The following is a 14,693-nucleotide window of genomic DNA, read 5'->3' as shown; positions in this document are numbered from 1 at the left end:
GTTAGCGTGGTTACAAAAGACACCAGTGGTGCGAGGCACCACTGGCTCATTATTGCCAACCGGGATAATCTTTCTGCACCTATCAACGGCACTGTTGGAGGAAGTTGTTCTACTCCACAAAAAAGAATTTTTAGTTTCAAAATGAAAGGGAAATTGAATCGCGCTACAAAAATTGGCATATCCATTTGGGTGCTTATCATAGTTATAATTGGATCTATTTTAGTCAGCATGCGTGTCCGATTTGCAAAAAAAATGAAAATCATTCATGAAAATAGCCTGACAGGTATTATTACCGCCTATGAATCCAGGGGAAGGGATACTTATGATCTGATAATAGAAGATAAGGGGCAGTCGAAAGTAATTCCTTGTCCCGCTTTTGGGGAGACCCTTAAATCAATTCAAATAGGAGATTCGATTTATAAAGCCGCATTTTCAGATTCCGCCTATTTTTTCCGAAAAGATAGTAATGGCGTACCCCATCTTAAGAAAGTAGACACAATCCGGTTTTGAATTGGAAGATTAGAAATGTTGCTTCTGCTGCTATGCTAACTTTTAGCAATTTGTGCATTACGATGCGCACTGAAGGATAATGCTACTTAACTCCACATGGAAATGTCTGCGGAGCTGTTGTAGGGTCTTGCACCACCCATTTTCCATCGGGCAATATCTTCATCCGGTCTATGAAAACAACGCGCTTATCATCCGTTCCCGATGTGCGGCTATGGTAGGCAGATTATAAGCGCTATATTTGGATATTGACCTAATGAGCATGGGTAAAAAAACAACATCTATTCCGGTAAATCATTTTGGGGGGGAGTTTAACGCTGGTATTGCCATTGAGAAAATAGCTTTTAAAAACTTACCCGAACTGGAGGAATGGGCGCAACCAGAGCGCCACAGTCATCATTCATTCTTCTTGCTTGAAAAAGGAAGCGTTACTATTGAAATTGATTTTAGAAAGCATACTATCAAGTCTCCTTCTTTGTTCTACATGCACCACAACCAGGTCCATCGTATTTTAGCATTTGAAAATGTAACTGTCAGCAGTCTGGGAATTAATAATGAAAATCTGAATCCTGAATATCTGAAATTGCTGGAAAACATCACGCCTGCAAAGCCTTTATCATTAAAGAAAGAACCATTTTCCATTATTTCTGAAGCAGTATCGCTTAGCATAAAACTTTCTGAAAGGAAACATGACAAACTATATCATTCCTTACTAAAAGACAGCTGCAATACATTGGTTGCATTAATTATTTCACAGTACCTGGAACGGACAAAGCCAACAGACAAACTTTCAAGATTTGAAAACCTTACCAAAGCCTTCAATGAAGCATTGGAGCTTAATTATTCTTCTCTCAAGCGTCCGGCAATGTATGCGCGAAAACTAAATATATCTACTCCTTACCTGAACGAATGTATCAAATATACAACGGGCTATCCCGTGTCACATCATATACAGCAGCGTATTATTTTAGAAGCAAAACGCTTACTGCATTACTCCAATAAATCGGTAAAAGAAATTGCCGTAGCATTAGGCTATGATGATTACTCTTATTTTTCACGGCTATTTATCAAGGTTACGGGGATGACCGCGGTAGCTTTTCGAAACAAAAACCTCGATTAGTCCTATAATTACTATGTATTACTGTTTTTTATCGCTGCCATGCGGTACACCTTTACATGGAAAAAACTCCTATAAAAATGGACTTACTAAAGGGAAAAAAAGTACTCGTTTCAGGCGCAAGTATGGCCGGACTTTCAACTGCTTATTGGATGAAAAAATTAGGTTATAAAGTAACGGTTGTTGAAATGGCAACTGAACCCCGGACTGCCGGTGGGGCTGTAGATATAAAGGGAGCAGCTGTTGGTGTGGTAAAGCGTATGGGGATTTATGAGCAATTGAAATCAAACGCGTTGAATTTGGAAATGATAGTATTTAAAAACGCAGCCGATGTAACGGAAAATTCAATTTCGCTAACGGATAGAAGCGAGGAGCATGTAAGCGATGAAATAGAAATAGAGCGGGATAAATTTGTACGTATTTTATTAAACGTGCTTGAAGGTGAAGTTGAGTTTATTTTCAATAACAACATTATCGGATTGAACGAAACAAAGGACAATATACAGGTTGCCTTTAAAAGTGGTCCTGATCGTGCTTTTGATCTGGTGTTTGGCTGTGACGGTATTCATTCGGGTGTAAGAAAAATCTGGTTTGGTCACGAAAGTGAATACTCCCATTTTTTGGGTGCCTACTCTTCTATCATCATCTTAAACAAATTGCTGGTAAAGCAAAATACCATGCAAATGTATAATGTGCCAAACAAGGCTGTTATGCTTAACGCTTACAACAATAAAACCGATATTATCTTTTGCTTCAATTCAGAAAGAGAAATTTCTTACGATTACCGTAATGTGGAGCAACAAAGAAAAATTATATTAGAACAGTTTAGCGGCCAAAGCTGGAGAACCGCAGAATTACTGGAGGAAGTGCAACATTCGAAGAATTTTTACTTTGATAAATTCTGTCAGATAAAAATGCCCTCATGGACAAAAGGCCGGGTGGCCCTGGTAGGCGATGCAGGCTATTGCGCTTCACCGGCTGCGGGAATGGGTGCATCATTAGCAATAGGGGGAGCCGGGGCCTTAGCGGATGCTCTTCAAAAACACAACGGTGATTTTGAATTGGCATTTCAGGATTACGACAGAAATTGGCGGCCGTTTATAGCCGAAGTTCAAGCCGAAGCTGAAATGAATTTGAGGGCAAGCTTTATTCCCAGAACTGAAGCAGCTATTCGCAAAAGAAATGCAGCAGGCTTTTAGCATTTCCCATAGTCAATTTGGCCCTAACTGGCTATTAAAATATAGTTAGGGCTAAATTGAATGCATATTTTCTAATCTTCGTAGCAGGAAAGCCTGAAGTGTTGCTCCTGCTGCTATGCTAACTTTTAGCAATTTGTGCATTACGATGCGCGCACTGAAGTACAATGCTACTTAACTCCACTTGGAAACGCTTGCTGAGCTGTTGTAGGGCCTTGCACCACCAATTTTCCATCGGGCAATATCTTCATCCGGTCTATGAAAACAACGCGCTTATCACCGGTTTCCGATGTGCGGCCATGGTATACACAGAACATTTCTTTGCCATCCGGAGAATATGTGATGCTATTATGCCCGGTGCCTGTTACCACACCACCTTGCTCAAGATTCTGTTGCAGCACGGGATTGTTGGCTGCTTTTTTAAAAGGTCCTAAAGGACTTTTAGCCGTAGCATAACCTACCGCATAATTTTTGCCGCCAAAGTAATTGGCAGAATACATCATGTAATAGGCATTTTCTTTTTTGAAGATGGTGGAACCTTCCGTCCAGCGGCGATTTACTTCTTTCGATGTAACCGATCGGCTTTCCCATTCAGCCTGTTTATCTTTCATGCTTACCGGCGGGCGCAATAGTAGCACCGGTTTGCCGATTGCACCACTGAGATCTGGTTTTAATTCCACTCCATATACCCAGCTTTCTTCGATTTCATTGAACCAGCCTTTGTTTTTTGCCCAGGTAGCTATTTCACTTTGTACCGGATGTTTGTAGCAACAGCGGGAATAATAGAGGTATACTTTTCCATTTGTTTCGAATAGTACATTAGCATCGATGATGGGGTAGCCTGGGTCAAAAATGGGCTTGTTGTTTACATCGATAAATGGCCCGGTTGGTTTATCGGCCACTGCAACGCCAATGCGGAAGTTTTCGACTTCTTTGGTGGGATTGTCTTTCCATTGAGCACTATAAAACAGGTAGTATTTCCCTTTTATAGCATATACTTCAGGTGCCCAATAAGCGCCTTCCCAGGCGGCTTTTGGATCGCTCCAACCATTTTTGTTATCGTGAAAATATACCTGGCCCTCGTTTTTCCAATTAACCAGATCGGTGGAGGAATAGGCTGCGAAGCCGTTCCTGGCGCCACCGGTCCCATACATATAATATTTGTCGCCTTTCACATGTAATACATAGGGATCACCCAAATCAACAGCCAGGGGATTGCTATACGTCAATTGCTGTGCGTTCAGGGATATAGCCGCTACTATTAAAAAAGAGATCAGCATGATTTTTTTCATATTCCAAGATATTAATTTTCAGGGAATGGCCATACCGTTCTGTAGATGCACTTTGTTATGATTCAGGTAAAGCTACTGTCAGTAGTGCCCTGTTGCGCCGGCTTTCTGTATAACTACCTCCCGGAAACCCCTGGCTAACACTACTTATAAGATAATCTTAGTACTTTTAATACATTGACTATATTTATAGTGATAGTAAACAGAGAGAATGCACTATTATGAGAATGGCCAATATAGTTATCCTGCATCAATATCCGGGGTTGGCAGCGAGAATGATTAAGACGTTGCATCATCCGCAATTTGATTTTTACGTGCACCTGGATAAAAAGGTCGATATTTTGCCCTTCGAATACCTGGCAACACTACCGAATACCTGGTTTGTAACAGACCGGAAAAATGTGAATTGGGCTGGATTCAGCCAGGTGGAGGCCATTGAGGCATCCCTAGATGCTATATTTTCCAGTGGCCGTTCCTACGATTGTATCAATCTCCTGAGCGGGCAGGACTACCCGATTAAACCAACGGAGGATATATACGCATTTTTCGAGGCTCATCCGGGCCTCTCTTTTCTTGCTTCGGAAACGCCACCTTCTCCCTGGTGGGATGAGGCTATACGGCGGGTTACCCGGTATCATCTCATCGATTATAATTTTAGAGGGAAACATCGGTTGGAAAATATGCTTTCACTCCTCCTGCCGGAAAGGAATTTGTCGTTGCCGGTGCAGCTTTACGGAGGCCCTCAGGCTGCTTACTGGACATTAAGCGCAGCTGCAGCTGCTTACCTGCACAAATCCCTGGCGGAAAGTAACCATCGGTTCTTTTTCAAACATACCTGGGCGCCCGATGAGTTTCTGATAAATACCATCCTGATGAACAGCCCTTTCAGGGATCATATTGTGAATGATAATTACCGTTATATAGACAGGTCAAATGGTGGAGCACATCCCAAAGTACTTACGATGGCAGATCTGAGCAGTTTGCAGTCCAGCAGCCGGTTGTTTGCAAGAAAATTTGATCCGACCGTAGATGCCAGGGTACTGGACCGGATTGATGAAATGATCCTCCATCATAAAAAAAAGGTATAAGCCAGCGCTCGGGCAGCGTATTAACTATATAAAGCAATACAACCAATGGAAAATAAAGACGCCTGGGACTGGGAGATCAGCTCCGGCACAAAATGGTTTCAGTGGCACCTGTCGGAGATCTGGCATTATAAAGACTTGCTCCTGCGGCTTGTCAGAAGAGACCTGCTTGCCAACTACCAGCAAACCTTACTGGGTCCGTTCTGGGTATTTCTGCAACCGGTGCTGACCACACTGGTGTATTACCTGGTTTTTGGAAGAATTGTAAAGATCTCTACCAGTGGAATTCCTCCCATCCTTTTTTATCTTTCCGGTATACTCTTCTGGAGCTACTTTTCAGATTGCCTGAATGGTACCATGTACACTTTCCTGCAAAATGCCAATGTTTTCAGCAAGGTTTATTTTCCCCGGCTCATCGTTCCTCTCAGTAGTGTGATCTCTCACACAGTGAGAACCGCCATCCAGCTGTTGTTGTTTATTTTCATATACCTGTATTACTGCTCTCTTGGAGAAATTACAGCTACTTATTATATCTTATTAACGCCGGTGTTGCTGTTGATTACCGCAGGTTTCGGACTGGGAGCAGGGTTGATTGTGAGCGTACTCACCGCCCGGTATCGGGATCTGGATTATACCCTTCAGTTCCTGTTGCGACTCTTTATGTTCGCTACGCCGGTGGTATACCCCACATCCATTGTACCGGAGCAATACAAGATTTTGTTCTGGCTTAATCCGCTTACGGCAGTGATAGAAACTTTCCGGGCAGGGTTCTTTTCAAATGAACCAGTGTATATCCTGCACTTGCTCTTTAGCTGTGGGGAAGTGCTGTTGCTGATACTGGTAGGCATCACCTTATTTAAGAAACAGGAATTAAAAGTAATGGATGTGATATGATCGCCATCAAAGCAGAAAATATTTCCAAATCTTATCGTCTTGGTACTACTGGTGCCGGTCGTTTGCGGGAAGATATCCGCTACTGGCTGAAGAAGCAGCCCGCAAAAGATTCTCTGATATGGGCATTAAAAGATGTGAGCTTCGAGGTAAACCAGGGAGAAGTGATGGGATTTATCGGCAATAATGGTGCTGGTAAGTCAACACTGCTGAAGATTATTTCCCGCATAGCAGCCCCCACTTCCGGACGGGCATTTGGTAAGGGCCGGGTAGCAAGCTTGCTGGAAGTGGGCTCAGGCTTCCACGGAGAACTCTCCGGACGCGAGAATATTTTTCTTAACGGGAATATCCTGGGCATGAAAAAACGTGAGATCCAGGCTTGCTTCGATGAAATTGTTGCCTTTTCCGGGGTAGAACAGTTCATCGATACCCCTGTAAAGCGTTATTCCAGCGGGATGTACATGAGACTGGCCTTTGCCGTAGCCGCTCACCTCAACCCGGAAATTCTGGTGGTTGACGAAGTGCTGGCTGTGGGCGATGTGGAATTCCAACGGAAATGCCTTGGCAAAATGAAAGAAATTTCCGGTCGCAAGGGAAAAACAGTATTGTTTGTAAGCCATAACACCCAGGCGCTGCTTAATCTTTGCGATCGGGTGATCACCTTGCATAAAGGTCAGCTCATCAACGAAGGTAACCCGGCAGAAGTCATTGGCAGCTACCTGAAAAACCTGCAATCGGACTATCTTCACCAGGAATACAATACCCCGGATTCAGCACCAGGTAACGACTATATCAGGATAAAGAAAGTATCCCTGGAATATGACACGGAATTGTTCGATATCCGTACGCCCTTTATCGTCCGGTTTGAGTGCTGGTATGCTGATCCCAATCCCGGTAGCCTGATCGCCGGAATACACCTGTTTAATATGGCCGGCGAATGCATTTTTGATGTAGCGTCAAAAGGAGCGCTATTACAACCCGGCATCATCAGCGGTGAATGCCGGATACCAGGTAATTTCCTGAACGATGGCGCCTATTATCTTTCCATCGTATTTGTAAAAGATACCACCACGCGTCTTTTTTACTTTGAATGTTGTCTTTCATTTAATGTGGAAGACTATCGGGAAAATACAGCCTGGTTTGGGAAATGGATGGGATATGTACGCCCGGATTTTCCTGTGATTTTAAATCAACAGCATGTTGTATAAAATATCTCATGTACAGCTCACGGAACTGGATAGCCTGGTATTAACTGCCGGTCATCAGTATGTGGTGGTTTGGTGGAATAACATCCCTTTGGGCCATGCCTGGATCACTCAGCCGGAAGAAGCGCGTGAAAAGCTCCGGGTAGCTATCCAGCCTGCATTAGACTACTACCGGGAGCATGGCTCTTCATTGCATACCGTCAATACTGGGGAGAGGTTGTCTGTAGTGATCTGTACCCGCAACCGGCCGCATTCACTCGCGGTCTGTCTGCAATCCCTGTTATCCTGCACAGACCAGGATTTCGAACTGCTGGTGATTGATAACGCACCTGATGACGATGCCACCTATGAGGTTACACGTAAATTTCCAGCTGTAAAATATGTGCGCGAAAAAAGGAAAGGACTTGACATTGCACGCAATACAGGTGCCCGCACCGCTACCGGCGATCTGATTGCATATACCGATGATGATGTAAAGATCCCTGCCAACTGGATTGCCAACCTCAAAGCCTGTTTCAGCGATCCGCTAATAATGGCTGTTACTGGTCTCGTGATCCCTGCCTCCCTGGACACCTATGCACAATATATTTTTGAAAAGAAATGGGGATTCAATAAAGGGTATCTGCCTCGTCTGTTCGATCACCGTTATTTTCTTGATCATAGTGTTTATGGGGTGCCTGCATGGGATGTTGGCGCCGGCGCCAACATGGCCTTTCGAAAAGACGTATTCCTGCTCGCCGGCTTTTTTGATGAACGACTCGATGTCGGAGCGTCCGGCTGCAGTGGCGATTCAGAGATGTGGTACCGGGTACTGGCAGAAGGCTGGAATTGCTATTATATACCGGAACTATACGTATTTCATGAACACCGGTCATCCGATACCGGCCTGCGTCAGCAGCTGTTCAGCTACATGCGCGGACATGTAAGCGCCCTGCTGGTACAATATGAAAACTACCAGCAACGTGGAGAACTGCGGCGTTTGTACAAAGGGCTGCCACACTATTATCTAAAACGGCTGAAACAATGGCTGCAGCGGAACCACAATGAAAGTCTCCGGCATATTATGATGGAGATAAAAGGCTGCTATTCAGGCTGGCGGTTTTATAATGCACATAAACAATTTCAACGACAGGATATTACCGTGTTTCCATCTGCCTTACAGCAACCCGTTCCGGTAACTGAGCAGAGCATTGTTTCTGTTATTATTCCATGTTACAATCATGCAGAGTATCTGAAACAGGCCATCGACAGTGCACTCGGACAAACCTGGAAACAGGTAGAGGTGATTGTGATCGATGATGGATCTACCGATAATACAGCAGCCGTGTGCGCGCATTATTCAACACAGATTAGGTATACACGTGTAGAGCGGGTAGGATTATCTGCCGCCCGGAATATAGGGGTGCAGCTTAGCAAAGGACAATTCCTGATCTTCCTGGACGCGGATGATTATTTATATGCAGGGGCAGCAGAATTGCAACTGTATTACTTCAAACTATATCCACATGCAGGATTTATTTCCGGTGCACATGACCGCGTGGATAAATCCGGTGCTTTCCTGAACACCGTATATCATAGTGGTGACGGATATTTGTCGTTGTTGCAAGGGAATTACATTGGTATGGAATCATGTATTCTTTATAGACGCGATCTTTTTTTTCATTTCCATTTTGATACCCGGCTAAGCGTTTGTGAAGATTATGATCTCAATCTCAACATTGCCCGACACCTTTTTGTTTTTCATCACAATAATAGAATTGCTGCCTACCGAATTCATGATATGAACATGTCCACCAATAAAACACGTATGCTGAAATGGGCGCGCCAGGTATTACAGAAACAGCTGCCGGCATTGCAAAATGAACAGGAAAGACTTGCTTTGCAGCAGGGATTGAACAACTGGACATCCTATTATACTAAAAGAAACCAGCATGAAAATAAGTGAGCGGATACCAGGTGAACCACCATTAATACCACCTGTTGCTCCCGGAGTGCACCGTCCTCTCTGGTCGGTGATGATACCTACGTATAACTGTAGCCGTTATCTGGCGGCTACCCTGCAAAGCGTGTTGATGCAGGACCCGGGTCCTGAGCTGATGCAAATAGAAGTAGTGGATGATTGTAGCACGGATGCCGATATAGCGGCATTGGTAGCCTCCATCGGCAAAGGCCGCATTGAATTTTACCAACAGCCTGAGAATTGTGGCAGTCTGCGGAATTTTGAAACATGTTTAAACCGCGCCAGGGGGAAGTTAATTCACCTGTTGCATGGTGATGACATGGCCGGTGATGGGCTGTATGCGGTTACTGCATCCCTGTTTGAACAATATCCCGAAGCAGGGGCTGTGTGTACAGGCTATTCATATATCGATGAAGAAGGTAATTTTATGTGGCCGGGAAATACGCTGTTGCCGGCGCCAGGCGTTATCAGCGAGTGGCTGCCTGCCATTGCAACGCAACAAAAATTGCAACCACCGGCGGTAGTAGTAAAGAGAGCTGTATACGAACATCTGGGTGGATTTTTTGGTATTCATTATGGAGAAGACTGGGAGATGTGGGTGAGAATAGCCGCGCATTACCCGGTTGCCTATACCCCTCAAACCCTTGCTGCTTACCGGGTACATAGCACCAATATTACAAGCCGGTATTTTCAGTCGGGTCAGCATATCAAGGATATCACAAAGGTCATCAACATCATACAGGCTTACCTGCCGGCACAACAGCAACGGCAGTTAAAACGAAAGGCACAGCGCAACTGGTCTTTGTATTTTGCGCACACATCAGACATGGCCTATCATAAATACAATAGGCCCCGGCAGGCGCTGGAACAGGCGTTACGGTCATTTTTGCTGCATCAGAACAGGGTGACGGCTTATTTCGTGCTTAAGATATTCCTGAAGGTATTGATACGGTATAAACAGGGAGAGCAGAAGTAGGGGGAAGATGCCTGACATTTTTTACTTTTATTCGGCGACGAACGTCTGCTGGCGCTTGTCGCCGAATATACACTCTTCACATACATGCTCCCGGAATATTACTGGTAATTGGCTGAATAGGGTATGAAGCGCTAACGCTGCATTTGAATTGTTTGTCGAAACTGTGATTGCAATATCTTTTTACATCATTTAATAATTGTAGGGTTAAAAAAGAAATGAAAGGAGAAGAAGGGATTGTAAATTAGCGGGTATAAAAAATGGTGTAGGTTGAGTTCCTGTTTTGAAAGGTCATAGTTTTGAGTAAAGAGACCAATACAAACATGCTTAGTATTTTATCATCCCTCAAGAGTAATAAACTATGATGTATTCAACGGCGCATTTGGACGAAGTTATTCTACCCCTCAAAAAAAAAATTACTTTCGGGAAAAAATAAATACTGCTATGGAGAAATTGAATCGTATTGCAAAGATTGGCTTGTCTGTTTGGGCACTTGGTATAGTGATAATCGCGGGGATTTTAATCAGAAACTACATCAGATCTTCTGAAGAAATGAGCGTCATTCATGAAAATATTCTGACGGGCATTATTACCAGCTATGAATTTACAGGAAGAGACGCTTATGATCTGAAAATAGAAAATAATGGGCGTTCAAAAGTAATACATTGTCCCTCTTTTGGAGAGACTATTAAATCAATTCAAATAGGAGACTCTATTTATAAAGCCGCATTTTCAGATTCCGCCTATTTTTTTCGAAAAGATAGTAATGGCGTACCCCATCTTAAGAAAGTAGACACAATCCGGTATTGAATAGGGAGATTGGCTTAATTAGTAATAAATAATACGTAAGAATCAATTTATGTAACTGCTACGTATTGATTGATAACAAGTTGTGATTTTTTCTTCTCTTATTTAGGTTAGATTTGAGAGGATAATTATCATTTTTATGGAAGGAAAATTAAAAATTAATAGAATAAAAGCAGTACTAGCTGATAAGGATATTAAGCAAAAAGACCTTGCTGAGATGATAGGCAAAACCCCCAGTGCCGTTACGCGTATGTGTAATAATAATTTTCAACCAACATTAAAAGTGCTGCGTGATATTGCCATAGCCCTTGACGTTAGTATGTGTGAATTGTTGATTGATCCCAGGAAGGAGAAGAAGTAATCATGGCTATGCATTAAAGAGGTGAGGATAAGCAGGTAGGTTGAACGCCGCTTAGAAGATGAGTAGCCAATGCTTAGTACCCGCTATGCACCTACAGAAACACCGCAGGAGAGGTGGACTTGATGCGGGGATGAGGTTCGGATGTATAACCCGGATGAAATTGAATCAGAAGACGGATGGAGGTTAGAATTGGCCATAGCAGTACTGCTTCAGTACCAGGCTGTAGCTGCGGAAAGAGATGTACTATTCAAAGGAAGCAGGCATAAAAGGTTTATTCATCAAAATATCTCCGGAGGCAAGATGGCTTTATTCCAGTTGAATGATAGCTGGATAGGCGTGTGTATAGGTAAGTTTGGGAAGTAATCTTGTCCGCTTTGGATAAGTACGTTTTTTAGCATATTTGGGTACCTGTGGCGCTGCCACCGCAATAACATCGGCGGCCACATTTTGTCTGCTACGCGATGGGCCATCCTTGTACATCGCTCTTACCTGGAAAACTACTACGAGTGAACCCTGTCCCGGTACATCCAGCGAAACATTTGTTTCCTGGAAAGTGGTATCTGGCTCTATCATTAGCGTAACCGTTTCGCTACCCACGACCTGACGTGATGTAAAATCAATACGGGTTGCGATCACTTTTACCTCCAGCGCAGCCATACCTTTATACCCATCGATGGTTTGTGCGGGAATATTTAATATCCCATTACTCAAAAGGCGGGGAGCTACCGCAAAGAAGCGATCTACTCCGGTATGCTGATTAAAGCGGAAGCCAGTTATGGCCTCATGATGATCACCAGCAGCAATGAGCATCCTGTTGAGACGATTGATGTGGCCACCGTCACAATGGATATCCAGGTGGTTGTAGAAAGCATGCCGGATAAAAGCGCCTTTCCTGCTGGCGATGCCAAAGCGCCTGGATGCGCGGCGGGTAGCAGTGGTTTGGCGTACACTTTCCGGCATGGAGCGCAGAAAGTATTGGCCATTGCGCTTATACCCAATGAGAGGACCGAGTTTTCCCGTAAAGCGAATGACAGACATTTGTTTTGCCATGGGAGATTATTTTGATTACTATAAATATAACATAATTCGGGGAACGTGTTTTCGGGATAGATGGAAGATTAGCTAATGGGAGTGTATGGAGTATTGTATAATATTCAAAGATAGTGCAGTGGGGATTTGACAATGGCAAACACGAGTGTATGAGCATTTAGAGAATATTGAAAAAAGGATAATTCCCAGGTTTTTAATTTGATTCTATAATGCCAGATATAGCAAATTAAACAGGTATGAATTGAAACTCGCATAGAATACAAATTCTATAGGGAGTTTCTAATCTTTTGTAGCGAGGAAGGGCGGAATATCTAACCAAATATTGAAAGCTTGTGTAATAGTCGATAGTCTTCCTACCTAAAAATGAATTTATACAAAATGAAAAAAGCTCCGTAAGGAGCTTTATATAATTAATTCCTTAAAGGATGTTTAGAGTTAGTTTCTATAGAATTTAATTCTTGTTGATTTATATTTATTTGTTTTCTCTCCATAGCAATCTCCTTTTTTATTTGTATCTGTTGTGTGGCAACAGAGGCGTTTTTAAATAATTGACTTGCCTCTTCTTTTGCATGCTTTACATACATAGTTGTTAAACAAATATAGAACCCTAGTAAAAAGAACTTTCTAACCCTAAACCATCCTCCAGAACACCTGGGTGCTGATTTATTAAATCTGAATTGCAAATTTTACGCCAAACGTAAAATATATAATTAAAATTAGAAAAGGCTTCCAGCATCGCTGAAAGCCTTTTCTAATTTCGTAGGGGCAGCGGGAGGCATTGGGAACCCGTGATTTCGTTATTGTCTGAAATGCAGGGGATAATCGACAGTGATTTTTTAATGTATTATAAATGAAGCAACTGTATGTTTACTGCAGCATACCTCTCTATTTTTGAAGCAACCTTCTAAATAAATATTAAGGAAAAATACAGCATGATAATATGCTTCAATGATGTACAGTCTGTATAGGCAACAGACGCCATTTATTATAAAGTAGTAAAAGGTATTCAACATTTTTTGCCAGATTTTGAAAACACGGCGCACTATTTCGGCACGACATTAAATGGATGGAAATCTGCCTCTTCCACAAGTTTTTGATTAATCAATTTCAAAAGTAGCGCCCAGGGTATAAGACAGCACATTTATCGCTAAACATAAACTATAATATGCTACCTGAAGAATTCAAATCCAGCAACTATCTTCCTTTAAATTATTATCCATGGCCCAATCTTGTGAATTCGCATATAGAGCAAATGGGGAGGGATATGGATTCCTGGATCGACAATGATTACACTTTTCTGACGGACGAACAAAAGGTGAAATACAAGAAGATGCGATTGCATGCCTGTACCGCCTGTATGTGGCCCGACCTGACGTATGAGCAAGCTATTCCCTGCAATAGGTTCATGCTCCAATATGTTGTTCTCGATGATCAATTGGAAGATTCCTCACTTCAGGAAATCCAACAACAGCGGATCCGTTGTACAGCTATTCTTAAAGGTGAAGAACCAGGGCCAGATGAAAATGCACTTTATCAACATCTGGCGATCCTCAGAAACGAATTCCGTGCTTTCATGCCTGAAATATGGATGGAGCGTTTCATCTACTATTTTTATCAATCCTTCAGATATGGGATTGAATTGGAATATTCTTTTAAAGTAACCAATCTGCCCCCTTCTTTGAGCCTTTTCCAAGTCATTCGTGAGTTTTCTGTTCTTATGCGTCCGTATCTGATCTTTGGTGAAATTGAATCAGGCCTTGTTCTGCCGAACCATATCATTGAGCATCCCGTTATACTAAAGATCATTTCCCTGATTGTCAGAGTTGTTGCATGGCAAAACGATATTCATTCTCTGCCAAAGGAAATGGCAAAGGGAACAGAAGTGTTTAACCTGGTCTTTGTGCTGCAACGGGAATATCATCTATCGCTGGAAGAAGCTTGTACAGAGGCTCTCCGTATTCATAATGCGGATTTGGAAGAAGTGATTGCCTTACATAGGGACTATCGTGAGTTTGGTGAATACCAGGAACATGTAGATAAGTTCTTTTACTATGCGGGAGTCGGGCTTCAGGGAGTAAATACATTTTATTTACAAGAAACGGAGAGATACCTGCATGGAGGAGTAGGGTTTGCCTGGCCCGAAGAGAAGAGTCCTCGCTGAGATGTTCCTTAAAAGGCTAAGAAATAAGCATTCATATTGCACCGCCGTGCTCAAATAAACAAGCCACAAACACTTTGTAGTAAGTGTTTGC

At 42.9% G+C, this 14,693-nt stretch carries 13 protein-coding genes; 11 read left to right on the top strand and 2 right to left on the bottom strand.

The annotated features are described in order from the left end of the window. The first annotated feature begins 6 nt into the window (after window positions 1–6). From AB4Z08_RS05045 to AB4Z08_RS05035, 3 genes are all read left to right on the top strand, one after another. The gene (locus tag AB4Z08_RS05045; protein ID WP_441572637.1) at window positions 7–510 is read left to right on the top strand and encodes a hypothetical protein; all 504 of its coding nucleotides are present in this window, start codon (window positions 7–9) and stop codon (window positions 508–510) included. A gap of 238 nt (window positions 511–748) precedes the next feature. Beyond that, window positions 749–1,627, top strand: coding sequence for a helix-turn-helix domain-containing protein (locus AB4Z08_RS05040; protein WP_441572636.1), 879 nt, complete (start codon window positions 749–751; stop codon window positions 1,625–1,627). 77 nt (window positions 1,628–1,704) lie between these two features. After that, window positions 1,705–2,823 carry an FAD-dependent monooxygenase gene (locus AB4Z08_RS05035; protein ID WP_441572635.1) on the top strand — a complete coding sequence of 373 codons (1,119 nt, stop codon included), beginning with the start codon at window positions 1,705–1,707 and terminating at the stop codon, window positions 2,821–2,823. 167 nt (window positions 2,824–2,990) lie between these two features. Here the strand turns inward: AB4Z08_RS05035 and AB4Z08_RS05030 are convergent, their stop codons facing one another. Continuing rightward, window positions 2,991–4,112: a glycoside hydrolase family 43 protein gene (locus AB4Z08_RS05030; protein WP_441572634.1), complete on the bottom strand. Its 1,122-nt coding sequence runs from the start codon at window positions 4,110–4,112 to the stop codon at window positions 2,991–2,993. Between the two features lie 224 nt (window positions 4,113–4,336). Here AB4Z08_RS05030 and AB4Z08_RS05025 point away from each other — a divergent pair, with 224 nt between their 5' ends. From AB4Z08_RS05025 to AB4Z08_RS04995, 7 genes are all read left to right on the top strand, one after another. Continuing rightward, on the top strand, window positions 4,337–5,197 hold the full coding sequence (locus AB4Z08_RS05025) for a beta-1,6-N-acetylglucosaminyltransferase (RefSeq protein WP_441572633.1): 861 nt from the start codon (window positions 4,337–4,339) through the stop codon (window positions 5,195–5,197). A 45-nt stretch (window positions 5,198–5,242) separates the two neighbouring features. Beyond that, the gene (locus AB4Z08_RS05020) at window positions 5,243–6,088 is read left to right on the top strand and encodes an ABC transporter permease (protein WP_441572632.1); all 846 of its coding nucleotides are present in this window, start codon (window positions 5,243–5,245) and stop codon (window positions 6,086–6,088) included. Next, window positions 6,085–7,293: an ABC transporter ATP-binding protein gene (locus tag AB4Z08_RS05015; protein ID WP_441572631.1), complete on the top strand. Its 1,209-nt coding sequence runs from the start codon at window positions 6,085–6,087 to the stop codon at window positions 7,291–7,293. The genes AB4Z08_RS05020 and AB4Z08_RS05015 overlap by 4 nt, the downstream gene beginning before the upstream one ends. After that, on the top strand, window positions 7,283–9,235 hold the full coding sequence (locus AB4Z08_RS05010; protein ID WP_441572630.1) for a glycosyltransferase family 2 protein: 1,953 nt from the start codon (window positions 7,283–7,285) through the stop codon (window positions 9,233–9,235). The genes AB4Z08_RS05015 and AB4Z08_RS05010 overlap by 11 nt, the downstream gene beginning before the upstream one ends. Next, window positions 9,222–10,226, top strand: a complete 1,005-nt coding sequence (locus AB4Z08_RS05005) for a glycosyltransferase family 2 protein (RefSeq protein WP_441572629.1) — start codon at window positions 9,222–9,224, stop codon at window positions 10,224–10,226. The genes AB4Z08_RS05010 and AB4Z08_RS05005 overlap by 14 nt, the downstream gene beginning before the upstream one ends. Before the next feature lie 441 nt (window positions 10,227–10,667). Next, on the top strand, window positions 10,668–11,033 hold the full coding sequence (locus AB4Z08_RS05000) for a hypothetical protein (protein ID WP_441572628.1): 366 nt from the start codon (window positions 10,668–10,670) through the stop codon (window positions 11,031–11,033). Window positions 11,034–11,169: 136 nt separating this feature from the next. Further along, a complete protein-coding gene (locus AB4Z08_RS04995; RefSeq protein WP_441572627.1) occupies window positions 11,170–11,391 on the top strand; it encodes a helix-turn-helix transcriptional regulator in 222 nt (73 codons plus the stop codon). 306 nt (window positions 11,392–11,697) lie between these two features. On the opposite strand, the gene AB4Z08_RS04990 is transcribed toward AB4Z08_RS04995, so the two are convergent. Next, window positions 11,698–12,441: a hypothetical protein gene (locus AB4Z08_RS04990; protein ID WP_441572626.1), complete on the bottom strand. Its 744-nt coding sequence runs from the start codon at window positions 12,439–12,441 to the stop codon at window positions 11,698–11,700. A 1,165-nt stretch (window positions 12,442–13,606) separates the two neighbouring features. Here AB4Z08_RS04990 and AB4Z08_RS04985 point away from each other — a divergent pair. Then, window positions 13,607–14,602: a terpene synthase family protein gene (locus AB4Z08_RS04985; protein ID WP_441572625.1), complete on the top strand. Its 996-nt coding sequence runs from the start codon at window positions 13,607–13,609 to the stop codon at window positions 14,600–14,602. The last annotated feature ends 91 nt before the right edge of the window (window positions 14,603–14,693 follow it).

This window comes from Chitinophaga sp. RAB17 (genome assembly GCF_052114225.1).
In the GTDB taxonomy this organism is placed as follows: Bacteria; Bacteroidota; Bacteroidia; order Chitinophagales; family Chitinophagaceae; genus Chitinophaga.
Note: the sequence above shows the minus strand (reverse complement) of the source record. Positions and strands in the feature narration are given on the sequence as shown.

What these genes read in the sequence shown, in the direction of transcription:
- AB4Z08_RS05035 (WP_441572635.1), top strand. Translation starts at nt 1,705, where the DNA reads ATGGACTTACTAAAGGGAAAAAAAGTACTCGTTTCAGGCGCAAGTATG.
- AB4Z08_RS05030 (WP_441572634.1), bottom strand. Translation starts at nt 4,112, where the DNA reads ATGAAAAAAATCATGCTGATCTCTTTTTTAATAGTAGCGGCTATATCC.
- AB4Z08_RS05025 (WP_441572633.1), top strand. Translation starts at nt 4,337, where the DNA reads ATGGCCAATATAGTTATCCTGCATCAATATCCGGGGTTGGCAGCGAGA.
- AB4Z08_RS05020 (WP_441572632.1), top strand. Translation starts at nt 5,243, where the DNA reads ATGGAAAATAAAGACGCCTGGGACTGGGAGATCAGCTCCGGCACAAAA.
- AB4Z08_RS05015 (WP_441572631.1), top strand. Translation starts at nt 6,085, where the DNA reads ATGATCGCCATCAAAGCAGAAAATATTTCCAAATCTTATCGTCTTGGT.
- AB4Z08_RS05010 (WP_441572630.1), top strand. Translation starts at nt 7,283, where the DNA reads ATGTTGTATAAAATATCTCATGTACAGCTCACGGAACTGGATAGCCTG.
- AB4Z08_RS05005 (WP_441572629.1), top strand. Translation starts at nt 9,222, where the DNA reads ATGAAAATAAGTGAGCGGATACCAGGTGAACCACCATTAATACCACCT.
- AB4Z08_RS05000 (WP_441572628.1), top strand. Translation starts at nt 10,668, where the DNA reads ATGGAGAAATTGAATCGTATTGCAAAGATTGGCTTGTCTGTTTGGGCA.
- AB4Z08_RS04995 (WP_441572627.1), top strand. Translation starts at nt 11,170, where the DNA reads ATGGAAGGAAAATTAAAAATTAATAGAATAAAAGCAGTACTAGCTGAT.
- AB4Z08_RS04990 (WP_441572626.1), bottom strand. Translation starts at nt 12,441, where the DNA reads ATGGCAAAACAAATGTCTGTCATTCGCTTTACGGGAAAACTCGGTCCT.
- AB4Z08_RS04985 (WP_441572625.1), top strand. Translation starts at nt 13,607, where the DNA reads ATGCTACCTGAAGAATTCAAATCCAGCAACTATCTTCCTTTAAATTAT.